Source organism: Mycolicibacter heraklionensis (assembly GCF_001021505.1).
Lineage (GTDB): Bacteria > Actinomycetota > Actinomycetes > Mycobacteriales > Mycobacteriaceae > Mycobacterium > Mycobacterium heraklionense.
On the sequence record NZ_LDPO01000011.1, the window covers coordinates 22,763 to 46,034 of the forward strand.

The 23,272-nt window shown below is 69.4% G+C and carries 21 protein-coding genes; 8 read left to right on the forward strand and 13 right to left on the reverse strand.

The window, feature by feature from the left end:
* Positions 1-5 precede the first annotated feature (5 nt).
* The 3 genes from ABW16_RS13850 to ABW16_RS13860 are packed head-to-tail and all read left to right on the forward strand — an operon-like array spanning position 6 to position 3,873.
* On the forward strand, positions 6-1,280 hold the full coding sequence (locus tag ABW16_RS13850; protein WP_047319769.1) for an aminotransferase class I/II-fold pyridoxal phosphate-dependent enzyme: 1,275 nt from the start codon (positions 6-8) through the stop codon (positions 1,278-1,280).
* A gap of 1 nt (position 1,281) precedes the next feature.
* Positions 1,282-1,884, forward strand: coding sequence for a CHAP domain-containing protein (locus ABW16_RS13855; protein ID WP_047319770.1), 603 nt, complete (start codon positions 1,282-1,284; stop codon positions 1,882-1,884).
* Between the two features lie 54 nt (positions 1,885-1,938).
* Positions 1,939-3,873 (forward strand): DNA polymerase III subunits gamma/tau, encoded by a 1,935-nt coding sequence (locus ABW16_RS13860; RefSeq protein WP_047319771.1) that lies wholly within the window; start codon positions 1,939-1,941, stop codon positions 3,871-3,873.
* A gap of 12 nt (positions 3,874-3,885) precedes the next feature.
* Here ABW16_RS13860 and ABW16_RS13865 read toward each other — a convergent pair whose 3' ends face one another.
* Positions 3,886-5,202, reverse strand: a complete 1,317-nt coding sequence (locus tag ABW16_RS13865) for a class I SAM-dependent methyltransferase (protein ID WP_047319772.1) — start codon at positions 5,200-5,202, stop codon at positions 3,886-3,888.
* Between the two features lie 82 nt (positions 5,203-5,284).
* Here ABW16_RS13865 and ABW16_RS13870 point away from each other — a divergent pair, with 82 nt between their 5' ends.
* The gene (locus ABW16_RS13870) at positions 5,285-6,502 is read left to right on the forward strand and encodes an FAD-dependent oxidoreductase (RefSeq protein ID WP_082134113.1); all 1,218 of its coding nucleotides are present in this window, start codon (positions 5,285-5,287) and stop codon (positions 6,500-6,502) included.
* Positions 6,503-6,512: 10 nt separating this feature from the next.
* Here the strand turns inward: ABW16_RS13870 and ABW16_RS13875 are convergent, their stop codons facing one another.
* Genes ABW16_RS13875 through ABW16_RS13885 form a run of 3 tightly spaced genes read right to left on the reverse strand, consistent with a single transcriptional unit; the run spans position 6,513 to position 10,020 of the window.
* Positions 6,513-7,817, reverse strand: coding sequence for a class I SAM-dependent methyltransferase (locus tag ABW16_RS13875; protein ID WP_047319773.1), 1,305 nt, complete (start codon positions 7,815-7,817; stop codon positions 6,513-6,515).
* Positions 7,814-9,193 carry an FAD-binding oxidoreductase gene (locus ABW16_RS13880; RefSeq protein WP_047319774.1) on the reverse strand — a complete coding sequence of 460 codons (1,380 nt, stop codon included), beginning with the start codon at positions 9,191-9,193 and terminating at the stop codon, positions 7,814-7,816. The genes ABW16_RS13875 and ABW16_RS13880 overlap by 4 nt, the downstream gene beginning before the upstream one ends.
* 53 nt (positions 9,194-9,246) lie before the next feature.
* Positions 9,247-10,020: an Rv3717 family N-acetylmuramoyl-L-alanine amidase gene (locus tag ABW16_RS13885; protein ID WP_109519601.1), complete on the reverse strand. Its 774-nt coding sequence runs from the start codon at positions 10,018-10,020 to the stop codon at positions 9,247-9,249.
* 130 nt (positions 10,021-10,150) lie between these two features.
* On the opposite strand from ABW16_RS13885, the gene ABW16_RS13890 reads away from it, so the two are divergent.
* Positions 10,151-10,486 carry a YbaB/EbfC family nucleoid-associated protein gene (locus tag ABW16_RS13890; protein ID WP_047319775.1) on the forward strand — a complete coding sequence of 112 codons (336 nt, stop codon included), beginning with the start codon at positions 10,151-10,153 and terminating at the stop codon, positions 10,484-10,486.
* Positions 10,487-11,098, forward strand: coding sequence for a recombination mediator RecR (gene recR / locus ABW16_RS13895; protein WP_047319776.1), 612 nt, complete (start codon positions 10,487-10,489; stop codon positions 11,096-11,098).
* 73 nt (positions 11,099-11,171) lie between these two features.
* Here the strand turns inward: recR and ABW16_RS13900 are convergent, their stop codons facing one another.
* The 7 genes from ABW16_RS13900 to ABW16_RS13930 form a co-directional block, all read right to left on the reverse strand.
* A complete protein-coding gene (locus tag ABW16_RS13900) occupies positions 11,172-12,344 on the reverse strand; it encodes an NAD(P)/FAD-dependent oxidoreductase (protein WP_082134114.1) in 1,173 nt (390 codons plus the stop codon).
* The gene (locus tag ABW16_RS13905) at positions 12,341-12,523 is read right to left on the reverse strand and encodes a rubredoxin (protein ID WP_047319777.1); all 183 of its coding nucleotides are present in this window, start codon (positions 12,521-12,523) and stop codon (positions 12,341-12,343) included. The genes ABW16_RS13900 and ABW16_RS13905 overlap by 4 nt, the downstream gene beginning before the upstream one ends.
* Positions 12,520-12,693, reverse strand: coding sequence for a rubredoxin (locus ABW16_RS13910; protein WP_047319778.1), 174 nt, complete (start codon positions 12,691-12,693; stop codon positions 12,520-12,522). The genes ABW16_RS13905 and ABW16_RS13910 overlap by 4 nt, the downstream gene beginning before the upstream one ends.
* Positions 12,693-13,928 (reverse strand): alkane 1-monooxygenase, encoded by a 1,236-nt coding sequence (locus ABW16_RS13915; RefSeq protein ID WP_047319779.1) that lies wholly within the window; start codon positions 13,926-13,928, stop codon positions 12,693-12,695. Before ABW16_RS13915 ends, ABW16_RS13910 begins: the two co-directional genes overlap by 1 nt.
* Before the next feature lie 106 nt (positions 13,929-14,034).
* Entirely contained in the window at positions 14,035-15,303 is a 1,269-nt protein-coding gene (locus ABW16_RS13920; RefSeq protein ID WP_047319780.1) for a PucR family transcriptional regulator, read from the reverse strand.
* Between the two features lie 13 nt (positions 15,304-15,316).
* A complete protein-coding gene (locus ABW16_RS13925; protein WP_047319781.1) occupies positions 15,317-16,036 on the reverse strand; it encodes a type 1 glutamine amidotransferase in 720 nt (239 codons plus the stop codon).
* A complete protein-coding gene (locus ABW16_RS13930; RefSeq protein ID WP_047319782.1) occupies positions 16,033-17,259 on the reverse strand; it encodes a Mur ligase family protein in 1,227 nt (408 codons plus the stop codon). Before ABW16_RS13930 ends, ABW16_RS13925 begins: the two co-directional genes overlap by 4 nt.
* Positions 17,260-17,332: 73 nt before the next feature.
* Between ABW16_RS13930 and ABW16_RS13935 the strand changes: the two genes are divergently transcribed.
* Positions 17,333-18,322 carry a DEDDh family exonuclease gene (locus ABW16_RS13935; protein WP_047319783.1) on the forward strand — a complete coding sequence of 330 codons (990 nt, stop codon included), beginning with the start codon at positions 17,333-17,335 and terminating at the stop codon, positions 18,320-18,322.
* A 108-nt stretch (positions 18,323-18,430) separates the two neighbouring features.
* Positions 18,431-19,540: an alpha/beta hydrolase fold domain-containing protein gene (locus ABW16_RS13940; RefSeq protein ID WP_082134115.1), complete on the forward strand. Its 1,110-nt coding sequence runs from the start codon at positions 18,431-18,433 to the stop codon at positions 19,538-19,540.
* On the opposite strand, the gene ABW16_RS13945 is transcribed toward ABW16_RS13940, so the two are convergent.
* Together ABW16_RS13945 and leuA are read right to left on the reverse strand one after the other, a co-directional pair.
* Positions 19,522-21,342, reverse strand: a complete 1,821-nt coding sequence (locus ABW16_RS13945) for a sigma-54-dependent Fis family transcriptional regulator (protein ID WP_047319784.1) — start codon at positions 21,340-21,342, stop codon at positions 19,522-19,524. The genes ABW16_RS13940 and ABW16_RS13945 overlap by 19 nt on opposite strands.
* Positions 21,343-21,380: 38 nt before the next feature.
* Positions 21,381-23,189 carry a 2-isopropylmalate synthase gene (leuA, locus tag ABW16_RS13950; RefSeq protein ID WP_047319785.1) on the reverse strand — a complete coding sequence of 603 codons (1,809 nt, stop codon included), beginning with the start codon at positions 23,187-23,189 and terminating at the stop codon, positions 21,381-21,383.
* Between the last annotated feature and the right edge of the window lie 83 nt (positions 23,190-23,272).

Here is a 23,272-nt window from a genome sequence, read left to right on the forward strand (position 1 = left end):
CCATAGTGTCGCTGCATACCCTCAACCGTGCCGACCTGACCGCGCAATATGAGCGCTACCAGCGGGATTACGCCGAGCTGCAGGCCAAGAAGCTGTCCCTGGACCTCACCCGCGGCAAGCCGGCGCCCGAGCAGCTCGACCTGGCCAACGGCCTGTTGGCCCTGCCCGGCCCGGACGACTACCGCGGCGACGACGGCACCGACACCCGCAACTACGGCGGCCTGCACGGTCTGCCCGAGCTGCGGTCCCTCTTCGGGGAGCTGCTCGGCATCGCGGTGCCCAACCTGATCGCCGGCAACAACGCCAGCTTGGAGTTCATGCACGACGTCGTCGTCTACTCGATGCTGCACGGCGGCGTGGACTCGCCGCGGCCGTGGGGGGCGGAGCCGGTCGTCAAGTTCCTGTGCCCGGTGCCCGGCTATGACCGGCACTTCGCGATCACCGAGACCCTGGGCATCGAGATGATCTCGGTCCCGATGCGCGAGGACGGCCCGGACGTCGACCTGATCGAGGAGCTCGTCGCCGCAGACCCGGCCATCAAAGGCATGTGGACCGTGCCGGTGTTCGGCAACCCGACGGGCATCACCTACTCCTGGGAGACCGTGCGCCGGCTGGTGCAGATGAAGACCGCCGCACCCGACTTCCGGCTGTTCTGGGACAACGCCTACGCGGTGCACACCCTGACCAGCGAGTTCCCCCATCAGATCGATGTGCTCGGGCTCGCCGCGGCCGCGGGCAACCCGAACCGGCCCTACGTGTTCGCCTCCACCTCCAAGATCACCTTCGCCGGCGCCGGTGTCAGCTTCTTCGGCGGCTCGCTGGGCAACATCGCCTGGTACCTGCAGTACGCCGGCAAGAAGTCGATCGGCCCGGACAAGGTCAACCAGCTGCGCCACCTGCGGTTCTTCGGCGACGCTGACGGCGTGCGGCTGCACATGCGCCGCCACCAGGAGATCCTGGCGCCCAAGTTCGAGCTGGCCGCCGAGATCCTGGAGAACCGGCTCGGCGAGTCCAAGATCGCGTCGTGGACCGACCCCAAGGGCGGCTACTTCATCAGCCTGGACGTCTGGCCGGGCACCGCGCGCCGCACCGTCGCGCTGGCCAAGGACGCCGGCATCGCGGTCACCGAGGCCGGTGCGTCGTTCCCGTACCGCAAGGACCCCGACGACAAGAACATCCGGATCGCCCCGTCGTTCCCGTCGCTGGACGATCTGCGCAACGCCGTCGACGGCCTGGCCACCTGTGCGCTACTGGCCGCCGCTGAGCACCTGCTGGGCTGACATGACGGGCGTCTGGGGCCGCACGGCGGTGGCGGCAGCTTTCCTCATGCTGGGCCCGGTACCGGCGGCGCACGCGTTGCCGGGTCCGCCGGTCGACCCGCACCCGGTGCCGGTCGTTGACATCGGACCCGACGGCGGCGAGTCGCTGCCACCGAGGGCCGCCGAAGAACTCGACGTCTTCCGCCGCGACGCCGCCGACGGCGCGCTGGGAAATCCCGTGATGTACGGCGACGGCCAGTGTTATCCGCTCGTGCAGCGCTACATACAGGCGCTGGGTCCGTGGCGGAACAGAGATCCCAGCGGCAACGCCTTCGATCTCTACGAGCATTTCCCCACCAACGGTCTGGCGCAGTTCTTCGACCAGGTGCCGTTCGACGGTGGGCTCAACGAGCCGCGGGTCGGGGACGTCGTGGTCTACGGCCCCGGGGGGTTTGTCAGCGAGCACGGGCACGCCGGGGTGGTGACGGCCGTTCGTGGCAGCGGCAGCCTGCTGCGGTATGAGATCGCCGAACAGAACTCCGGCGGCCGGTTGTTCGTGACGCTGAACTGGCGTGACGTCAGCCCCATGTGGAACACGCTGGGGTATCTGCGCCCCAAGGTGTAGCGCTGTGCCTGCCGGGCCTGCACCGTCGTCGGGCCGAGCAAGTAACCTGCTGGCGTGGCGCTCTACCGCAAATACCGTCCGGCAACCTTCGCCGAAGTGGTGGGGCAGGAGCACGTCACCGAACCCCTGTGCACCGCCTTGGCGGCGGGCCGGATCAACCACGCCTACCTGTTCTCCGGGCCCCGCGGCTGCGGCAAGACGTCGTCGGCGCGCATCCTGGCCCGATCGCTGAACTGCGCGCAGGGGCCGACCCCTACGCCGTGCGGAACCTGCGACTCGTGCGTGGCGTTGGCCCCCAACGGGCCGGGCAGCATCGACGTCGTCGAGCTCGACGCGGCCAGCCACGGTGGCGTCGACGACACCCGCGATCTGCGGGATCGCGCCTTCTATGCGCCCGCCCAGTCGCGCTACCGGATCTTCATCATCGACGAAGCGCACATGGTGACCACCGCGGGTTTCAACGCGCTGCTCAAGATCGTCGAGGAGCCGCCCGACCACCTGATCTTCGTGTTCGCCACCACCGAGCCGGAGAAGGTGCTGCCGACCATTCGGTCGCGCACCCACCACTATCCGTTCCGGCTGCTCGCGCCGCGGACCATGCGGGAGCTGATCGGCCGGATCTGCGAGCAGGAGCACGTCGCCGTCGACGACGCGGTGTACCCCCTGGTGATTCGTGCCGGTGGCGGTTCGCCGCGCGACACCCTCTCCGTGCTTGACCAGCTGCTGGCCGGCTCGGAGCCAATGCCCGGCACCCCCGACATCAGCCACGTCCGCTACCAGCGGGCGCTGGGCCTGCTGGGGGCCACCGATGTCGCCCTGATCGACGAGGCGGTCGACGCCCTGGCCGCCGGGGATGCCGCATCGCTGTTCGGAGCCGTGGAGGCCGTCGTCGACGCCGGCCATGACCCGCGCCGGTTCGCCATCGACCTGCTGGAGCGGTTCCGGGACCTGATCGTGCTGCAGGCGGTCCCCGACGCGGTCGCCAAGGGTGTGGTCGACGCGCCGGAGGACATGCTGGAGCGGATGCACGAGCAGGCTGCCCGGCTCGGTCCGGCCACCCTGGCCCGCTACGCCGAGGTGGTGCACGCCGGCGTCGGCGAGATGCGGGGGGCGACCGCCCCGCGGCTGCTGCTGGAGGTGGTGTGCGCCCGGCTGCTGTTGCCCTCGGCCGCCGACACCGAAGCCGCACTGCTGCAACGGGTCGAGCGCATCGAGGGCCGGCTGGACATGTCGATCCCGGCGGGGACAGTGCGGACCGGGGCTGCGGCGTCCCAGGGCGCGCCGTCTGCTGCCGCCGGCGTCGCGCCGGCAGCACCAGCCGCGTCGGCCGGCAAGCAGTTCACCCGCCGCTCTGCGCGGGCAGCTGAGCCCGCGCCCGAGCCGCCGCCGGTGCCCGCCGCTGCCCCCGCGCCCGAGCCGGTGTCGGCACCCGCCGCGGCGGTGCCCGAGCCCGAACCCGCTCCGCCACCCGCGCCGGCCCCTGCACCGCAGCCCGAGCCCGAGCCCGCGCCGCCCGCACCCGCTGCCGCAGTCAGCCCGGGGGAACCCGACGCCGCCGCCGTGCGCGCGATGTGGACCACGGTGCGGGACAAGGTACGTCAGCGCAGCCGCTCCACCGAGGCGATGCTGGCCGGCGCGACCGTGCGCACGGTGGACGGCAACACCCTGGTGCTGACCCACGAAACGGCCGCACTGGCCAGGCGACTCTCCGAACCGCGCAACGCCGACGTCATCACCGAGGCGCTCAAGGATGCCCTCGGGGTCAACTGGCGGGTGCGTTGCGAGGCCGGCGGACCATCCCCGGAAGCGGGCCGCCCGGCTGCGCCCGCTCAGGCCGATGTGGAATCGGCGCGGCGCGCCGACGAGGAGGCCATGCTGGCCGAGGCCGCCGCCGCGGGCGCCGACGCCCCGCCTCGCCGCGACCCCGAAGAAGTGGCCCTGGAGTTGTTGCAGAACGAGCTGGGCGCCCGCCGGATCAGCGGCGACTGAAGACTGCTTTTTCTAGGGGGTCCACCAGGGCCGCAGCGGCAGGCCCCCATCCCCACCCTGCTTGTCGACGTTGCCGGCCAGCACGTGGTGTAACTGACATTGGTTGCGCTCGAAGCCGATTACCGCCGCCGCCATGTACAGTCCCCACACCTTGGCGCGGCCCAGGCCGACTTCGGCGACGGCCTCGTCCCAGTGGTCCACCAGGTTCTGGCACCAGCCGCGCAGCGTCTTGGCGTAGTGGAGCCGGAAGTCCTCCTCGTGCAGGACCTCGAGACCGGTCTGCTGGATCTCGGCGGTGATGGTTCCCACCCCGGTGATCTCGCCGTCGGGGAAGACGTACCGGTCGGTGAATGGGTCGCCCTTGTAGATCGAATTGTCCGCCGTTGTGATGCAGTGGTTGAGCAGCAGACCACCGGTGCGCAGTTTCGATTTGAGGAAACGGAAGTAGGACGGGTAGTTCTTCACCCCGATGTGCTCAGTCATTCCGATCGAAGAGACGGCGTCGAACTCGGTCTCTCGCACGTCCCGGTAGTCGCAGTGCCGGACTTCAGCGAACTCGGAGAGCCCTTCATCGGCGATCGCCTGCTGCGCCCAGGCGACCTGCTCTGCAGCCAGGGTGGCGCCGAGCGCGTGCACCCCGCGGCGCGCGGCGTAGCGCACCATGCCGCCCCAGCCGCAGCCGACGTCAAGCAGGCGATCTCCGGGCTTCAGGCGCAGCTTGTCGAAGATCAGCCGGTACTTGTTCTCCTGGGCTTCTTCCAGCGTCGCGTCGGCGGTCGGGTAGATGGCGCAGGTGTAGGTCATCGACGGACCCAGCACCCACTCGTAGAAGGTGTTCGACACGTCGTAGTGGTGATGAATCGCGTCCGCGTCCCGAGACTTGCTGTGCCGCAGCCCGCTGGCGGTGCGTCGCCATTTAGGTGGCGCCTCCTCCGGAGGCGGAGCGATCGGCTTGAGATTCCTCAGCCCGATGGAGCGGACGATGTTGGCCATATCGCGCGGCGACGGGTGCTTGAATTCGAGGTCCGCCATGGCGTTGAGCACCTCGTAGGGATTTCCCGGATGGACACCACGCAGTTCCAGGTCACCCGAGACGTAGGCCCGGGCTATGCCGAGTTGGCCCAGTGAGGTGGCCAGATACGCGGTGGCGCGCGGATTCAGCAGATCGACTCCTAGTTCTGCGTCATCGGGGCCGGCACTGCTGCCGTCGTAGGCAGAGATCTTCAGCGGTGGCTGCCCCCCGCCGGCCAGTAGCACCAGAATCTCAGCTAGCCCCAGCTTGCCGTTCGTGGTGGTGTTCGTGCTTCTGATGAGTGTTTTAGCCGTCATGAGTTACCCCCCCTTGTTCAGATGCGGGTAACCGCCCGGGCGGCACCTCAAACCCGGGTAACGTGGCACCCCAATGGGCGATATGACCGAAACGACCACCTGCGCGATCGTCGGTGGTGGACCCGCAGGCATGGTGCTTGGGTTGTTGCTGGCGCGGGCCGGCGTGCGGGTGACCCTGCTGGAGAAGCACGCCGACTTCCTGCGCGACTTCCGTGGCGACACCGTGCATCCCACCACGCTGCGACTCCTCGACGAGCTCGGGCTCTGGGAGCGCTTTGCGACGTTGTCGCACAGCGAGATCCACCAGGTCAGCCTGGATGTGGCCGGGCGCGACGTCACCGTGGTCGACTTCGGCCGGTTGCGGCGCCAGCCGCACCCCTACGTTGCGATGGTGCCGCAGTGGGACCTGCTCAACCTGCTTGCCGAATCCGCGCAGACCGAGCCGACGTTCACCTTGCGGATGCAGACCGAAGTCACCGGGCTGCTGCACGAGGACGGTCGGGTGGCCGGAGTGCGTTACCGCGACACCGACGGCACCGGCGAACTGCGTGCCGATCTCACGGTGGCCTGCGACGGGCGCTGGTCGGTCGCGCGGCACGAGGCCGGCTTGCACTCACGCGAGTTTCCGGTGAACTTCGATGTCTGGTGGTTCCGCCTGCCGAACGACCGCGCCGCCCAGCCCACCCTGTTGCCCCGACTGGGGCCGGGGCGGGCCGCGATCATGATTCCGCGCGACAGTTATTTTCAGGTCGCCTATCTGGGGCGCAAGGGCACCGACGCGGACAGGCGAGCGCGCGGTATCGAGGCGTTCCGCCGTGACGTGGTCGAGCTCATTCCGGAAGCCGCGGATTCGGTGCAGGCGCTGCGGAGCATGGACGACGTCAAACACCTCGATGTCCGGGTGAACCGGTTGCGGCACTGGAGTATTGACGGGCTGTTGTGCATCGGAGACGCCGCACACGCCATGTCGCCGGCGGGTGGTGTCGGCATCAATCTGGCGGTGCAGGATGCAGTGGCCGCGGCGACCCTCCTGGCCGAGCCGCTGCGGCAAGGCCGGGTGACCCCTCGTGACCTGGCCGCCGTGCAACGGCGTCGACAGCTGCCCACCGTCGTCACCCAGTCCGTCCAGCGACTGGCGCACCGAGCGCTGAACCCGATCTTGAACGGCAAGAACCTCAGCCCGCCGGCGAGTGTGGGCACCCTGGTCGCGATGTTTCCCTGGCTGTCGGCGATTCCGGCCTATCTGGTCGGTGTGGGGGTGCGGCCGGAGCGGGCGCCGGCCTTCGCGCGCCGCCAGTAACCGCTACCGGCTAGGGCCGCCACCACGGCCGCAGCGGCAGGCCGGCCCCGTCGGAGCCGTTGACCGCCAGCGCATGATGAAGCTGAATCCCGTTGTGCTCGAAGCCCAACCGGGAGCCCGCCATGTACAGGCCCCACACCTTGGCGGTGGCCAGCCCGACCTCGGCGACGGCGTCGTCCCAGTGCGCCACCAGGTTGGCGCACCAATCGCGCAGGGTCAGCTCGTAGTGGTTGCGCAGGTTCTCGGTGTGCAGCACCTCCAGGCCGGCGTCCTGGATCTCGCTGATGATGCGGCCTGAGCCAGCCAGCTCCCCGTCGGGAAACACATAGCGATCGATGAAATCGCCTGCGGTCGCACCGGATTTGTTGTCCGCCCGGGTGATGCAGTGGTTGAGCAGCAGGCCGCCGGGACGCAGCCTGGACTTGAGGAAACCGAAATAGGCGGGGTAGTTGGCCACGCCGATGTGCTCCGTCATCCCGATCGAGGAGACCGCGTCGAAGCCGGATTCGCCGACGTCGCGGTAATCGCAGTGGCGCACCTCGGCCCGGTCGGCCAACCCCTCGGAGGCGATCGCGCGCTGCGCCCACCGGGCCTGCTCGGCCGACAGCGTCGCACCGATGGCGCGCACCCCGTGCCGCGCCGCGTAGCGCACCATGCCGCCCCAGCCGCAGCCGACGTCGAGCAGCAGGTCGCCGGGGCACAACCCCAGCTTGTCGAAGATCAGCCGGTACTTGTTCTCCTGGGCCTGCTCCAGCGTCGCATCCGGGTCCGGGTAGACCGCGCAGGTGTAGGTCATCGACGGGCCCAAGACCCATTCGTAGAAGTCGTTGGACACGTCGTAGTGGTGATGAATCGCCTCGGCATCCCGAGACTTGCTGTGCCGTAACCCTTCCGCGATGCGTCGCCACCGGGGGAGTGCCTCTTGGGGCGGCGGGGCGATCGGCACCAGGTGCTCGATTCCGATCGAGCGCACGATGTTGGCCAGCACTCGCGGCGAGGGCCGTTTGAAGTGCAGCTCGTCGGCCAGCGCCTTGAGCAGCAGGTAGGGATCCCCGGGGTGTACGCCATGCACCCCCAGGTCCCCGGCGATGTAGGCGCGGGCCATACCCAGGTCGCCCGGAGCGGTGGCCAGATAGGTGGTGCCGCGCGGGGTCAACAGGTCCAGGCCCAGGGGCGCGTCGTCGGGGCCGGTGCTGCTGCCGTCATAGGCGGTGAAGCGCAGCGGCAGGTGCCCGTCGGTGGCCAGGGTCTCCAGCACCTGGGCCAGGCTCAATCGGCCGGTCGGAGTGCGGACCTGCTCGCTGTCGATCGTCATCGTCGTCGCACCGCCTTGGCGTAGAGATCCAGTAGTCGCGAGTCGGGGTCGTAGGTCTTCTTGATCGCTCGGTAGGTTTCACCGCCGTAGAGCTCGTCAAACTCCGCGGCGGTGTAGTAGGAGTCGGAGTACAGCGACTTGTGGCCGTCGAGCTCGCTCACCTTGGCCTCGATCAGGCGATTGGTGGCGCCCTCGGTGGCGCCGGCCGGGACCGACGACCAGAACCCCACGTTGACGTAGGTGCGGTTGGGCCGGATCGGGTACAGCGGCCACTCCTCATCGCTGCGCAGCCGCAGCGGGCACAACCACACCGGCTCGATCGGCACGTGGGCGAAGAACCAGTCCAGAAATTCCCGGCAGCGCTCCAGGGGGACCTCGATGTCCTGCACCACCCGCTCACGTGGCGGGCGGTGGTGTCGCTTCTCGATCCGGTCGGCGATGGCGAACCGCTGGTCGTAGGCGATCAGCTTCGAGTAGACGCTGCTGCGCCGGTAGCGTCGCGGCCACCAGCGTCGCACCAGGGGACGCTGCGCCCCGAACGCGCGCGAGCACCAGAACCAGTCGGTGTCCCAGCGCCACAGGTAGTCGTGGATGGTCAGCCGGTCGTCTTTGATCCCGTGCGCGTGCCGGATCGAGCGGTAGTAGATCTGCTGGCCGGTGTAGTCGCTGACGGCGCCGGGGGAGTCGGTCGCGATGCCGACGCACAGGTAGCTCTCCCGGGGGCTGAACACCACCCCGTCGAGGTAGTCCACCGGAACGCCTTCGAGCCCGCCGGTGTCGATGATGCGGTCCATCGTCGAAACCAGCTCGTCTAGGGAGTCGAAGCGGACGTGCCGCAACGCGACGAACGGTTTGACGGCTTCCAGCTCGATCCGGAGTCGTGTCGAATATCCCAGCGTGCCATAAGAATTCGGAAATGCATGGAACAGATCAGCATGCTGGTGCCGCGACACGGTCAGCAGTTCGCCCGCGCCGGTAAGCACGTCCATCTCCAGCACCGACTCATGGGGAAGCCCGTTGCGGAACGACGCCGACTCGATTCCCAAGCCGCTGACCGCGCCGCCCACCGTGATCGTCTTGAGCTGCGGGACCACCAACGGTGCCAAACCGTAGGGGAGGGTGGCGGCGACCAGGTCCTCGTAGGTGCACATGCCGTCGACGTCGGCGGTGCCGTTCTCCGGGTCGACGGCGAGGACGCTGACCAGGCCCGAGGTGTCCAGACCGGGCGCCTGGCGCTTCGCGCGCGCCCGAAACAGGTTGGAGGTGGGCTTGGCCAGCCGGACCGATTCGTCGGCGGGGATGTTCCGGTAGCTGTCCAGCAGTCGCTGCACCCCCCGCGCGTGGGATGTCGGTGTATCGGCCGGCCGAACGGACATCACCTCCCACGCTAACGGGGGATCGGCGGATCTGCACGCAACGGCGTGGCGGTTCAGGGCAGTTGCGTTTGACTGCTCAGGAAGCTGGCGATGCCGCGTGCGACGGCGTCGGCGTAGCGCTGCCGGCCCGCTGGGCTCTCCATCAGGGCTGCATCGGTGGCGTTTTTCATGTTGCCCAGCTCGACCAGGACCGACGGATATTCGGCCAGGTTCAGCCCGGCGAGGTCGGCGCGTCCCTTCAAGCCGTCGGTGCCGATGTAATTGGCTGGGGGAATGCCGGCGGCCTGCAATTGGCTGCGCATGATCTGGGCGAACCGTACCGCGGGGCCCTCCTGGGCCGGGTTGAGCGGCGGTGCCGAGTAGTTGACGTGGAATCCGCGGCCGGCGGGCTGCCCGCCGTCGGCATGGATGGACACGATGGCGTTGGGGTGCAGCGCATTGGCCGCCGCGGCGCGGGCGTCGACGCACGGCGCCGGCCCGTTGTCGTCACCGCGCGACATCGCGGTGCGGACCCCGGCGGAGTTGAGGGCCTGGCGGATCCGCAGCGTGGTGTCCCAGGCGAAGCTGTGCTCGGGATAGCCGGAGTTGGTCGCGGTGCCGCTGGTCTGGCAGTTCTTGGTGCCGCCCCGGCCGTTGGGCACCTGACGTGACAGGGCAGCCGGGTCACCCGCGCCGCTGTGGCCGGGGTCGAGGAACACGATCATGCCGGCGATACTGGCCGGACCGGCCCAGGCCAAGGGAGCCAGCGGGGCGCTCGGCACCGCGGCGGCCACCACCAGGCCGATGGTGATCGCGATACCGACACGGACAAGAACTGGTACGCGCACACCGCCAACGTAGGCCGAGGCCGACTACGCTGGGATTCTCACACGCACCGGGTCTTGGAGCTGAAACCAAGCCGCAACCCAGTCGAGACAACGCACACGACAACGCACACGACAACGCAAGGGGAGTGTCATGCAACCAGGAGGCCCGCCCGACATGTCGGCGCTGCTGGCCCAGGCGCAGCAGATGCAGCAGCGACTGCTGCAGGCACAGCAGGAGCTGGCCGTCACCGAGGTGCACGGGGAGGCCGGAAACGGCCTGGTCAAGGTCACCTCCAACGGCAGCGGCGAGGTGCTCGCGGTGCACATCGACCCGAAGGTCGTCGACCCGCAGGACATCGAGACACTGCAGGACCTGCTCGTGGGAGCGCTCGCGGACGCCTCGAAGAAGGCGCACACGCTGGCCCAGCAGCGGCTCTCGCCGCTGGCCGGCGGCATGGGCGGCGCGCTCGGCATGCCGGGAGCCTAGGTGTTTGAGGGTCCGGTTCAGGACCTGATCGACGAGCTGGGCAAGCTGCCGGGCATCGGCCCCAAGAGCGCCCAGCGGATCGCGTTTCACCTGCTGTCGGTGGAGCCGCCGGAGATCGACCGGCTCACCGCGGTGCTCACCAAGGTCCGCGACGGAGTGCAGTTCTGTGAGGTGTGCGGCAACGTCGCCGACGCGCAGCGTTGCCGGATCTGCGGGGATCCGCGGCGTGACTTCGCCCAGATCTGCGTCGTAGAGGAGCCCAAGGACGTCGCCGCCATCGAGCGCACCCGGGAGTTCCGCGGCCGCTACCACGTGCTCGGCGGCGCGCTGGATCCCTTGTCGGGAATCGGTCCCGAGCAGCTGCGGGTGCGTGAGCTGCTGAACCGGGTCGGGGAGCGGATTGACGGCGTCGACGTCAGTGAGGTGATCATCGCCACCGACCCCAACACCGAGGGTGAGGCCACCGCTACGTACCTGGTGCGGGTGCTGCGCGACATCCCCGGTCTCTCGGTGACCCGCCTGGCGTCCGGCCTGCCGATGGGCGGTGACCTGGAATTCGCTGACGAGCTGACCTTGGGCCGGGCTTTCACCGGCCGCCGCGCCATGGCCTGATTCCTTTACCGCGAGATCGCACTCACGCAGGAACCTTCTCGAACTTTCCCTGCGTGGATGCGATCTCGCGGCGTTAGGCCGGCTGCAGGACGTCGGAGATCGGCACACCCGCGGCGATGCCGGCGCGGGCCGTCCGGACCTTCTCCGGGATGCCTGCGCCCACCACCGCGATCAATACCCCGTCGCGCTCGTAGTAGGCCAGGAATCGGCGGCCGTCATCGTCGACCAGGTGCACGGTGTCGCCGGATCTCGGCCGGCCCAGGCACTGGATCTTGATGTCGTACTGGTCGCTCCAGAAGTAGGGCACGGCCGGACTGACCACCGCTTCGGAGTTCAGCATCGCCGCCACCAGGGTCTTCGCCTGGTCGGCGACGTTGCTCCAGTGCTCGACGCGGACCTGCGCCCCGGTCGCGTCCCGCCAGGACGCCACGTCGCCGATCGCCCAGACGTCCGGGGCGCTGGTGCGTCCGACCGCGTCGCAGACCACGCCATCAGCCACGTCGACGTGGCTGCCGGCCAGCCAGTCGGTGGCCGGGCGCGACCCGATGCCCACCACCACCAGGTCGGCCTCGATGACCGACCCGTCGGCCAGCGTCACCGCCTCGACGCGTTCACCGCCGGAGACGGAATCCACCGCCACACCGGTACGCACATCGACACCCTCATCCCGGTGCAGCCGGGCGATCAACGCCCCGGCCTGCTCGCCCAGCACGGACGCCAGCGGGGTGGGTTGCGGCTCCACCAGCACCACCTGCACTCCCAGGCCGCGCAGGCTGGCCGCGACCTCGCACCCGATGAAACCGGCGCCGATCACCACGGCCCGGCGCGCCTTCGCGGCCCGGTACTGCAGCGCCACGCAGTCGTCGAGCGAGCGCAGCACGCAGATGCCGTCCAGGTCGCCGAACGCCGGGATGCGGTTGGGCACCAAGCCGGTGGCGATCACCAGCTGGTCGTAGCCCAGGACCTCCCCGTCGGCCAGTGTCACGGTGTGGGCCGCCACGTCGACGGCGCGGGCCGGGCAGCCGAGCCGCAACTCGATGCCGTTGTCCTCGTAGAATCCCGCCGGCTTCAAAGCAACGCTGTCGACCTCGCCGCGCAGCATCTGCTTGGACAGCGGCGGACGGTCATAGGGCGGGTGCTCTTCGGCGCCGACGACGGTGATCGGATCCGTGTAGCCGTTGCGGCGAAGCTGTTCGGCGGTGCGTACCGCCGCCAGGCCCGCCCCGACGATGACCACCCCGTTCACGACCGGGCCACTTCCACCATCTCGAAGTCGGCCTTCGCCGCACCGCAGTCCGGGCAGCTCCAGTCCTCGGGGATGTCGGCCCAGCGGGTGCCGGGGTCGATACCGTCCTCCGGCCAGCCCAGCGCCTCGTCGTACTCGAAGCCGCACTGCAGGCACCGGAACAGTTTGTAGTCGTTCATGAGCTCTCTCCTATCGGTTCGAAATCCAGCTTTTCGCGTACCGCGCAGTCCGGGCAGGTCCAGTCGTCCGGGATCTGCTGCCATCCGGTGCCGGCGGGGAACCCCTCTCGGGGCTCCCCGGCGGCCTCGTCGTAGACGTACCCGCAGCCCGGGCACCCGTACCCGGCCATCAGGCCGCTACCTGGTAGCGGGCCAGGATCTTCTCCCGGCGGCGCGGCGAGATGTTGGCCCGGGTGATGTCACCGGCGTAGTGCTCGAGCACCCGGTGGTCCATCAGCTTGCGCCACACCGGCGGGAAGTAGGTCACCCCAATGAGCGCTCCATATCCGGCCGGCAGGTTCGGCGAGTCCTCGAAGCTGCGCAGGGTCTGGTAGCGCCGGGTGGGGTTGGCGTGGTGGTCGCTGTGCCGCTGCAGGTGGTAGAGGAACAGGTTGGTGACCATGTGGTCGGAGTTCCAGCTGTGCTGCGGCGTGCAGCGCTCGTAGCGGCCTTGCGAACCCTCACCGCCCTGCTTCTGGCGCACCAGCCCGTAGTGCTCCAGGTAGTTCACCGACTCCAGCAGCGACGACCCGTAGATGGCGTTGATCAGCACGTAGGGCACCAGTGCGACACCGAACACCGCGAGCATCACGCCCCAGAACAGCACCGACATCGCCAGCGCGTTGATCACGTCGTTGTCCGCCCAGGTCCGCGGGTTCCACGGGCTCTTGCCGGTCCGGCGGACCCGCTGGGCCTCCAATTCCCATGCCGAGCGGATGCCGCCGAAAGTGCTGCGGGGCAGAAACTCCCAGAACGTCTCACCGAAGCGGGCCGACGCGGGGTCTTCCGGGGTGGCCACCCGGACGTGGTGGCCGCGGTTGTGCTCGACATAGAAGTGGCCGTAGCAGACCTGGGCCAGGGTGATCTTGGCCAGCCACCGCTCCAGCGACTCCCGCTTGTGCCCCAGCTCGTGGGCGGTGTTGATGCCGACCCCGGCCACGGTGGCCGTCGTCATCGCCACCCCGATCTTGCCCAGCCAGCCCAGCGACCCGTCGAAGCCGAGCCAGCCCAGGTCCGAGGCGGTGAACAGGTAGGCACCGAAGATGGCGCTGGCGTACTGGAAGGGGATGTAGGCGTAGGTGGCGTAGCGGTAGTACTTGTCGTTCTCCAGCGCCGTCATCACCTCGTCCGGCGGGTTCTGCCCGTCGGCGCCGATCCACAGGTCCAGCGCCGGCAGGATGAGGTAGAGCAGGATCGGCCCGATGTACAGCGGGATTTGCGCCGTCGTGTGCAGGCCGGCCTTGTTCAGCGCCCAGACCAGCGGCAGCACCAGGAAGAGCATGGTGGGCACGATCAGGCCCAACAGCCACAGGTGACGTTTCTTGTCCTGCCAGACCTTCGGTTCGCTGGCCATTTCGGTGCTCATTGCATTTCAACCTCTCGCCTTGGTCACACCATGTTTTTCGGATGTGCCTGACGTTAGGTAGCGCGGCAGCCTCGTCGCTCGTCCCGCGCGGCCGGAATTCGGCCGGCTATTCGTCTTCGGAAGACAACACGGCGGCGCCGTACCACTGGCACAGCAGCAGGGCGATCTCGACGTCCAGGCGGTCCTCGGCGATCGGCCGACCGCGCCGCTCGATCGCCCGCTGCACCCGGTACTTCATGGTGTTGACATGGAAATGCAGTTGCTCGCCGGCCGCCTTGAAGCTGGACCCGGTGCGCAGGAACACCCGCAGGGTGTCGCGCAGCCGGCCGTCGCTCTCGGTGTCGCAGGCCAGCGGGCCGAGCACCTCGGCGACCCAGGCCCGTGCGGCGGCCAGGTTGTCGCCGCCGAGCAGTGCCGCGGCGCCAAGACCGGGATCGCCGGCCGCGCTGACCCGGTTCATGGTCGCGCCGGAGGAGACCGCCAGGGTGTGCGCCGCCAAGGCCTGCTGGTGCGAGCGGCGGAAACCCTCGACACCGGGAAGCGGGGCACCGATCGCCACCCAGGGCTCGCCGTCCGCGGCGAGCGCGCACGCGCGGATCTGTTCCACCACGTCGCCTCCGGCGGCCGAGGGCAGCGGAAGCCACGCCCACCCGCATGCGCTGTCGGCCGGGACGAACAGCGGCGGACCGTGCACCGCCAGCGTGTCGGCGAGCTGTTTGATGAAACCCTCCGCGGCGGCCAGCTTGTCGCCGCCGGCTTTCGGATACCACACGACCACTGCGACGTGGGTGCGCCGCAGCGGGTAGCGGATCGCCGTCGTCATCGCGTCGACGTCGTTGCTCTCGCCGGCGAGAATCTCGCGGACCCGCAACGCGCGCACCGCATTTCGACTCTCCAGCCAGCGCTCCCGCTCGGCCTGGTAGACGGCGACCACCTGCTGCGACATCTCGTCGATATAGCCGAACATCAGCGTCGACATCGCGCCCAGCACACTCAGGCTCAGGTCCGGCTCCAGCTCGGCGGCGCGGACCTCCTCGAGTACCAGCCGCAGCGCCTCCGAGTGGCCCAGCCGGTAGCCGCGCACCAACGCGTTCACCGGCACCCCGCGCTGGGCCAGCCGGCGGGCGTGCTCCAGCGCAACCGGTGGGGCCGCGATGTCGGCTACCGGGATGTTGTGCCGGATCGCCGAAAAGTACGCGTCGACGTTCGCCGACACCGTCTCGTGCAGCAGCTGCAGCAGTGACGAATCGGTGGTCAGGTCCGGCGACTCCTTGGCGACCAGGTCTTCGATGACTCCGATGGTCTCGGCCAGGCGATCGTAGAGGCGCTGGGAGATTTCAATCGCGGCCTCGGCGACCGCGCTCTGATCGGTCATGGTCCGACCGTAGTCAGACCCGCCGGGGTGCAGCCAGCCGTTCGGCGCGCAGCACGTCCACTTCCGGCAGCTCCAGGGGCGCCAGGTCGCCGACCACCTTCGACAACAGCAGATCCGCCAGTTCCGGGTTGCGGGCCAGGCACGGCCCGTGCAGGTAGGTGGCGACGACGCTGCCCTGCACCGCGCCGTCGTAGCCGTCGCCGGCCCTGTTGCCGGCGCCCTTGGTCACCTTCGACAGCGGTGTGGCCGATGGTCCCAGCACGGTGCCGCCGCGGTGGTTCTCGAAGCCGGTCAACGGCTGCGTCAGCCCGGCCAGTAGCGGCGTGCCTACCACCTCGCCGATGGTGCGCACGTCCTGCGGGGAGGTGGTCACGTCCAGCATCCCGACTCCGTCGACCCGCTCGCCGGCCGAGGTCTCATACCAGTGCCCGAGCACCTGGATGGCCGCGCAGATCGCCAGCACGGGCGCGCCCCGCGCCGCCGCGCGCTGCAAGCCCGGGTGGGTGATCAGATGCCGGGTGGCCAGTCGCTGTGCGTAATCCTCGGCGCCGCCCAGGGTGTAGAGGTCCAAGGACTCGGGCACCGGTTCGGCCAGGGTGATCTCGACGATCTCGGCGGGAATCCCGCGCAGCAGCAGCCGCTGCCGCAGCACCACCGCATTGCCGCCGTCCCCGTAGGTGCCCATCACGTCCGGCAGCACCAGCCCGATCCGCACCGGATCAGCCCTGTTCATGAGGGTCCCAACCTCCGCTGCAACTGCAGGAACGCGGTGTAGTTGGCGACCACCTCGACCCGCCCGGGTGGGCAGGACGCGATCGCCGCGAGGGTGTCGTGCACCAGGGTGTGCCGCACACCGGCGTAGCCCAGCCGCACCGCCAGGTCGGTTCCGCGCTCGCCGGCCGCCACCACCGGCACCTCTTCGAAGTGCTCGAAACGCACGTCCCACAGCCAGGACAAGTCCTCACCGTCGGGCACCTGGCCGTTGACGGCGATCACCACCCCGGCGGCGTGCTTGTCGACCATCGACAGGGCTTCCTGCCAGCCGGCCGGGTTCTTGGCCAGCAGCATCCGCACCGTGTGGTCGCCGACCCGCACGCTGCGGTAGCGGCCGGCCACCTCGTCGACCGCCGAGACCGCGGCCACCGCTTTGACCGGATCGGCGCCCAGGGCGACGGCGGCCGCGACGGCCTGGGCGGCGTTGCCGCGGTTGACGGTGCCGGGCAGGGCCAGCCGCATCGGCAGTACCAGCCCGTCCGGCCCGTAGAGCGAGTCGTCGTCGAACCACCACTGCGGCGTGGGCCGGCTGAACTCACTTCCGGTGGAGCGCCAGTGGTCGTCATGGCGGTCGATCACCTCGCCGGTACGCGGGCAACTGACCGAGTCGCCCGACCAGCCGGCGCGCGCGGCGACCCAGACCACGTTGGGACAGTCGTAGGCGGCCGAGGTCATCAGCACGTCGTCGCAGTTGGCGACCACCACCGTCTGCGGATGACGGGCGAGGCCGGTGCGCAGCGCGCGCTCCACGGCATTGATCTCGCCGACCCGGTCCAGCTGATCGCGGGACAGGTTGAGCAGCACCACCACGGCCGGCGATACCGCATCGGCGACGTGCGGGACATGCATCTCGTCGACCTCGAGGGCCGCCAGTGGCGCGGTCCGGTCGGCGGCCAGCGCCGCCACCAGCCCGGCGTCCATGTTGGCGCCCTCGGAGTTGGTGGCCACCGCGCCCAGGTCGCTCAGCGCGGCGGCGAGCATGCGGGTGGTGGTCGACTTGCCGTTGGTGCCGGTGACGATGGCGGTGCGCCGCCCCGCGCCGAGCTGACGCAGGATCGATCGGTCCAGGGTCATCGCGATCAGACCGCCGATCATGGCGCCGGCACCGCGGCCGGTCACCCGCGACGCCCACCGGGCACTCGCACCGGCGGCCAGCGCCAGGCGTCCGCGGGCGGTGATCATGGCGTGAGTTTAAGTTGACGACACGGCTGGGCTGCGTCCGGCGTTCGTCACCCCTGCGTGCCATCCTCATCACATGAGTGCTCGGTGGGGCCGCCCGGCCCGCGAAACCGGCGACGGTTGGGTCGTGGTCGACGTCGAGACGTCGGGATTTCGGCCCGGGCAGGCGCGGGTGCTCAGCGTCGCCGCGCTGGCTCTCGACGGCGACGGCCGGGTAGAGCAGGCGGTGTCGCACCTGGTCAACCCGGGCACCGACCCGGGTCCCACCCATGTGCACGGGCTGACCGCCGAGATGCTGGCCGGCCAGCCGCAGTTCGCCGATGTCGTCGACGAGGTCGTCGCACTGCTGCCGGGCCGCACCCTGGTGGCCCACAACGTGGCCTTCGACTACACGTTCCTGGCGGCCGAAGCGGAGATGGCCGGCGCCGTGCTGCCCGTCGACTCGGTGATGTGCACCCTGGAGCTTGCTCGGCGGCTGGACCTGGGCCTGCCCAACCTTCGGCTGCAGACCCTGGCCGCACACTGGGGCGTCGTCCAGACGCGGGCGCACGACGCGCTCGACGACGCCCGGGTGCTGGCCGGGGTGCTGGAGCCCGCCCTGCAACGCGCCCGGGAGCGTGACGTGTGGCTGCCGGTCCGGCCGGTGACCCGGCGCCGCTGGCCCAACGGCCGGATCACCCATGAGGAACTACGGCCGCTGAAGGCGCTGGCGTCGCGGATGCCGTGCGCGTACCTCAACCCGGGCCGCTACGTGCGGGGACGTCCGCTGGTGCAGGGCATGCGGGTGGCGTTGTCGGCGGAGTGCACCCGCACCCATGAGGAACTCGTCGAACGCATCCTGCACGCCGGGCTGGCCTACAGCGATGTCGTCGACGCCCACACGTCGCTGGTGATCTGCAACGAAGACCGCCCCGAGCAGGGCAAGGGCTACCTGGCGCGCGAGCTGGGCGTGCCGACGGTCTCCGATCGCGACTTCATGGCGTGCGTCGGCCGGGTGGTTGACGGCACCGGCATCGAGGAGTTCGTCGACGCCGGGTCGGCCGGCGAGCAGATCTCGTTGTTTTAGTCCCTGGTGGCCGACGGCGAGTGTCCCAATTTGGGACATCGGCAGATGAACGGATAACGCCATGCTGTTAACCGTGATGAAACATTTGCGGTCATCGGCCGTCCCGCGATGACCACCGCTGTACGTGAAGACCGGGCAACCGCCGACGTGACCCCGCTGCGGGGCCGGGCCCGTCGAGGCGCGTCGACCCCGGCTCGGCGGCGGTATTCCTCGATGCCGGACGAGGTCATGGAGAACGGTCCCAGCCTCGCCGGCCAACTTGTCGGGCTCGCCGCCCGACTGAGCATCTGGCCCATCTTGGCGATCGGCAGTCAGCTGCCGAAGGCGCCATGGCCGTGGGGCCTGGTGGACCACGCTGCCCGGGTCGTCCCCTCCGCCCCGGGCAGCGTTCACCACACGGTCCGGTTGTCGCGCTGTACGGCACGGCTGGTCCGCGCCGCCGGCGTGCTGCCGGCGGACGGCACCGGGCGCGTCGTGCTGTACCTGCACGGCGGTGCTTTCATGACGTGCGGAGTCAACACCCACCACCGGCTGATCACCACGCTGTCGAAGTACGCGGACAGCCCCGCATTGGCGGTCAACTACCGGAAGATCCCCAAGCACTCGGTAGGCGCCGCGGTCGACGACTGCTATGAGGGCTACCAGTGGCTGCGGAGCCAGGGTTACGCGCCGGACCAGATCGTGTTGGCCGGTGACTCCGCCGGCGGCTACCTGGCTTTGGCGCTGGCCCAACGGCTCCTCGATGAGGCGGAACAACCCGCGGCCCTGGTCTGCATGTCGCCGCTGGCGCAGATCGCCAAGGCGTCCCGGCGTGCGCACCCCAACATCGGCACCGATGTGATGTTCCCGGCCAGGGCCTTCGACGCGCTGGTCGACCTGGTCACCCACGCCGCCAGACGGCGCAGCGTGGACGGCACACCGGAGGAGATCTTCGAACCGCTTGACCACATCGAATCCGGGTTGTGCCCCACCCTGATCCACGTGTCCGGCTCCGAGGCCATGTTGCAGGACGCCAAGCTCGTTGCGGACAGCTTGGCCGGGGTGGGCGTTCCGGTCCAGCTGCGCGTGTGGCCGGGCCAGATGCACGTGTTCCAGATCGCCGGCTCGATGGTGCCGGAGGCCACCCGCTCGTTGCGCCAGATCGGCCAGTACATCCGTGAAGTGACCGATTGGATGGCGGTCCCGGACGGGATCGACGACTACGTGGTGATCCCGTAGGTCTTCAGCTTCCGGTACAGGCTCGACCGCGACATGCCCAGTTGCGCGGCGGCGGCGGCCCGGTTGTCGCCTGCCTGTCGTAGGGCCGCGACGATCGCGTCTCGTTCGATGACTTCGAGCTGAGTCAAGGCGCGGCGGGCGACGCTCTGGCAGTACCCGGGCAGGTCGGTGTCGGCGATCTCACCGATCTGGCGTTGGCGAAGGGCATGCACCAGGGCTTCCCGTAGCTGAGCGATGTTGCCGGGCCAGGAATGTCGGCCGACGAGCCGGTGCGCCGCCGGACTGAGCCGCACCTTGCGTTCCGGTGCGATCCCGCGCAGCAGGGCGGCGGTGATGCCCGGCAGATCATCGGTGCGGTATCGCAGCGGCGGCACGGTGATCGCGGCATGAAAGTGGCCCAGTAGCGCATCGAACGCCGGCGTCGAGCCGGACGGATCCTGCGACACCGTGGCGACCATCCATCCGGGTGAGTCGAGCGATTCGACCGCAGCGAAATAGGCGTTCAGCGCTTCGACGCCGGCCGTGTCTGCCCGGTCGATGTCCCGCGCGATATGCAACGTGGGCCCGCCCGGATCGTCCGGCAGCGGGCCGGCGATGCCTTGCGTCGCAAGCTGTTCGGCGTCGACCGTGACGCTGCGCGCGCCCGGATAGACCGACTGAAAAAGCTGCGTCGCCAGGGTGAACTTACCCACCCCGGGCTCGCCGACCAGCAGCACCGGAGTTTGGTTCTCCAGCGCCGCCCGTAGCTCGTCGCAGGCTCGCACCCACGCCGGAGAGCGACCGCCGGCCAGCGATTCGTGTGAGCCGAACAACGTGGTCAGTCCGAGCGGAAGCACGCCGGGCTCGGCGGATGCCCCTACCGATCCGGCGCGCCGAGACGTCGCCGGTTCGGCGATCACCAGCATGCCGGCGATCTCCGTGCCCGCGAAGACACGGGTCCCGCGGATGCGCACCAGGCGTTGGCTGCCCGGCAGCACGAGGGTGTCGCTGGCGCGTTCTCTGCGGGCCAGCAGGAAAGTCGCGTGGTCGCGGAGCACCTGTTGTTCGCCGGCATCGAACATCTGCTGGGCGGCTGGGCTGGCGATCAACAGCGCGGCGCCGAAGGCGAAGACCGCCGCCCGGGCCGACCGGGCCGTCACCCGTAAGTAGGCGTCGAAGACGGCCTGCTGGGTCTGGCTGCGGTCGAGCAGCAGGTTGCGGCTGATCTCTTTCGCGGCGTTCTTGACCAGAATGTGCATGACGGGATTCCACGCCTGGGTCAACGTGGCGATTGCCACGACGCCCTCGACGCGTCCGGTGACGGGGTCGAGGATCGGGGCGCCGCTGGCGGCGAAGCCCTCCAGGCTTTCGCTGTAATGCTCCGGGCCGACGATGCTGACGGCTTGGCCCGACTCGAAGACGGTGCCGGCGCCGTTGGTGCCGACGGCCGCCTCCGAGAAGTCGAATCCCGGCGCGTACTGGACTCGGTCGAACAGGTGCGTGGCCGTCGACGAGGAATCGATCCGGTGGACGACCCGCACCCTGCGGTCGGTCAGGCCGACGGCCAGGGGCAGGTTGGCGGCGGAGGTGTCGTTGCCCAGCTGGTCCAGCACTGGTCGCGCGCAGCGCGCCAACAGCGAATCGGTGTCGATCTCATCGGTGAACGTGCTGATCGGGCGGACGACATCCACACCGGCATCCCGGCTGCGCTCCCACGAAGCGACAACCAGGTCGGAGACGCCCGCAACGCTCGGCCTGCCGAACTCCAGGAATGCCATCCGTTCGGCGGCAGTCCTCAGCAGCGGGTTGTCATCCCCGGACATCGCGTCACTCGCGTCATACCTGCCCCCCCGTAGTCGCGTCAGCCGAGCCGGGCCGCCCGGTTCACCGCGGAGACCACCGCCCGCAGCGACGCGGTGGTGATCGACGGCGCGATCCCGACGCCCCAGACGACCGTGTCACCGATCTGCGCTTCCACGTACGCCGCGGCCTGGGCCTCTTCACCGGCACTCATCGCGTGCTCGGAGTAGTCCAGCACGTGCACCTGCACACCGACCTGGCTCAGTGCGTCGACGAACGCGGCCAGCGGGCCGTTGCCGGCCCCGGTGATCTCGGTCTCCACACCGTCGACCTTGACCACTGCCTCGATACGGTCGGTGCCGTCGTCGGTCTCGGCGGCGAGCAGCTTCTGGTGCATCCGCTCCAGCGGCCGGATCGGGTTCAGGTACTCGTCGGCGAAGGCGTCCCACATCTCCTTCGGCGTGACCTCGCCGCCCTCCCCGTCGGTCAGTTGCTGGATCACTCGCGAGAACTCGATCTGCAGCCGGCGCGGCAGCACCAGGCCGTGGTCGGTCTTCATCACATACGCCACGCCGCCCTTGCCGGACTGCGAGTTGACCCGGATCACCGCCTCGTAGGTGCGCCCCACGTCGCGGGGGTCGATCGGCAGGTACGGCACCTGCCAGAGCATGTCGTCGACGTCGGAGTCGGCGGCGTCCGCGTCGATCTTCATCTGGTCCAGGCCCTTGTTGATGGCGTCCTGGTGGCTGCCGGAGAACGCCGTGTAGACCAGGTCGCCGCCGTAGGGGTGACGCTCGGGCACGTTCAGCTGGTTGCAGTACTCGACGGTGCGGCGGATCTCGTCGATGTTGGAGAAGTCGATCTGCGGGTCCACGCCGCGTGAGAACAGGTTCAGGCCCAGCGTCACCAGGCAGACGTTGCCGGTGCGTTCGCCGTTGCCGAACAGGCAGCCCTCGATCCGGTCGGCGCCGGCCTGATAGCCGAGCTCCGCGGCGGCGACCGCGGTGCCGCGATCGTTGTGCGGGTGCAGGCTCAGGATCACCGAGTCGCGGCGCTTCAGGTTGCGGCTCATCCACTCGATCGAGTCGGCGTAGACGTTCGGGGTGGCCATCTCCACGGTGGCCGGCAGGTTGAAGATGATCGGGTTGTCCGGCGTCGGCGCTATGACGTCGCCGACGGCATCGCAGACCGCCTTGGCGTACTCCAGTTCGGTTCCGGTGTAGGACTCCGGCGAGTACTCGTAGCGCCACCGGGCGCCCGGGTACTTGGCCTGCTCTTCCAGGCACTTGCGCGCCCCGGCCACCGCGATGGCCTGCACCGCTGCCTGGTCGGCGCGGAACACCACCCGGCGCTGCAGCACCGACGTGGAGTTGTAGAAGTGCACGATCACGTTCTTGGCGCCCGCGCAGGCCTCGAAGGTGCGCTCGATCAGCTCGTCACGGCACTGGGTCAGCACCTGCAGGGTGACGTCGTCGGGCACGGCGCCGTCGGTGATGATCTCGCGGACGAAGTCGAAGTCGGTCTGGCTGGCCGACGGGAAGCCGACCTCGATCTCCTTGTAGCCCATAGAAACCAGCAGGTCGAACATCCGGCGTTTGCGGGCCGGGCTCATCGGGTCGATCAGCGCCTGGTTGCCGTCGCGCAGGTCCACCGCACACCACAGCGGGGCGCGTTCTATGACGCGGTCCGGCCAGGTGCGGTCGGGCAGCGTGACGGGTTCGACCTCGTCGGCGAAGCTGCGGTAACGGTTGACCGGCATGGCCGAGCCGCGCTGGGGGTTCCAGGCGGGCTGTCCGGGGCCTCGCGGCCCGGCGGGTTTGGTGATGCTGCGGCCCGACGCGAAGTCGTCAGGGCTGGAAAAGGTGGTCACGATGTTCGCTCCGGCTTGTCAGGGCTTGTCCAGGGGACTCAGACCGGCGCATCGACGAAACCCGCGACGGGAGGCCGGTCCTG

Bases quoted from the DNA above. Each gene is read 5' to 3' on its own strand.
- ABW16_RS13915 (WP_047319779.1), bottom strand. From the start codon at position 13,928: ATGAGCACCGAAATGGCCAGCGAACCGAAGGTCTGGCAGGACAAGAAA.
- ABW16_RS13945 (WP_047319784.1), bottom strand. From the start codon at position 21,342: ATGTCCGGGGATGACAACCCGCTGCTGAGGACTGCCGCCGAACGGATG.
- ABW16_RS13890 (WP_047319775.1), top strand. From the start codon at position 10,151: ATGCAACCAGGAGGCCCGCCCGACATGTCGGCGCTGCTGGCCCAGGCG.
- ABW16_RS13910 (WP_047319778.1), bottom strand. From the start codon at position 12,693: ATGGCCGGGTACGGGTGCCCGGGCTGCGGGTACGTCTACGACGAGGCC.
- ABW16_RS13925 (WP_047319781.1), bottom strand. From the start codon at position 16,036: ATGAACAGGGCTGATCCGGTGCGGATCGGGCTGGTGCTGCCGGACGTG.
- ABW16_RS13880 (WP_047319774.1), bottom strand. From the start codon at position 9,193: ATGTCCGTTCGGCCGGCCGATACACCGACATCCCACGCGCGGGGGGTG.
- ABW16_RS13905 (WP_047319777.1), bottom strand. From the start codon at position 12,523: ATGAACGACTACAAACTGTTCCGGTGCCTGCAGTGCGGCTTCGAGTAC.
- ABW16_RS13935 (WP_047319783.1), top strand. From the start codon at position 17,333: ATGAGTGCTCGGTGGGGCCGCCCGGCCCGCGAAACCGGCGACGGTTGG.
- ABW16_RS13870 (WP_082134113.1), top strand. From the start codon at position 5,285: ATGACCGAAACGACCACCTGCGCGATCGTCGGTGGTGGACCCGCAGGC.
- ABW16_RS13875 (WP_047319773.1), bottom strand. From the start codon at position 7,817: ATGACGATCGACAGCGAGCAGGTCCGCACTCCGACCGGCCGATTGAGC.
- ABW16_RS13855 (WP_047319770.1), top strand. From the start codon at position 1,282: ATGACGGGCGTCTGGGGCCGCACGGCGGTGGCGGCAGCTTTCCTCATG.
- ABW16_RS13940 (WP_082134115.1), top strand. From the start codon at position 18,431: ATGACCACCGCTGTACGTGAAGACCGGGCAACCGCCGACGTGACCCCG.
- ABW16_RS13865 (WP_047319772.1), bottom strand. From the start codon at position 5,202: ATGACGGCTAAAACACTCATCAGAAGCACGAACACCACCACGAACGGC.
- ABW16_RS13920 (WP_047319780.1), bottom strand. From the start codon at position 15,303: ATGACCGATCAGAGCGCGGTCGCCGAGGCCGCGATTGAAATCTCCCAG.
- ABW16_RS13930 (WP_047319782.1), bottom strand. From the start codon at position 17,259: ATGATCACCGCCCGCGGACGCCTGGCGCTGGCCGCCGGTGCGAGTGCC.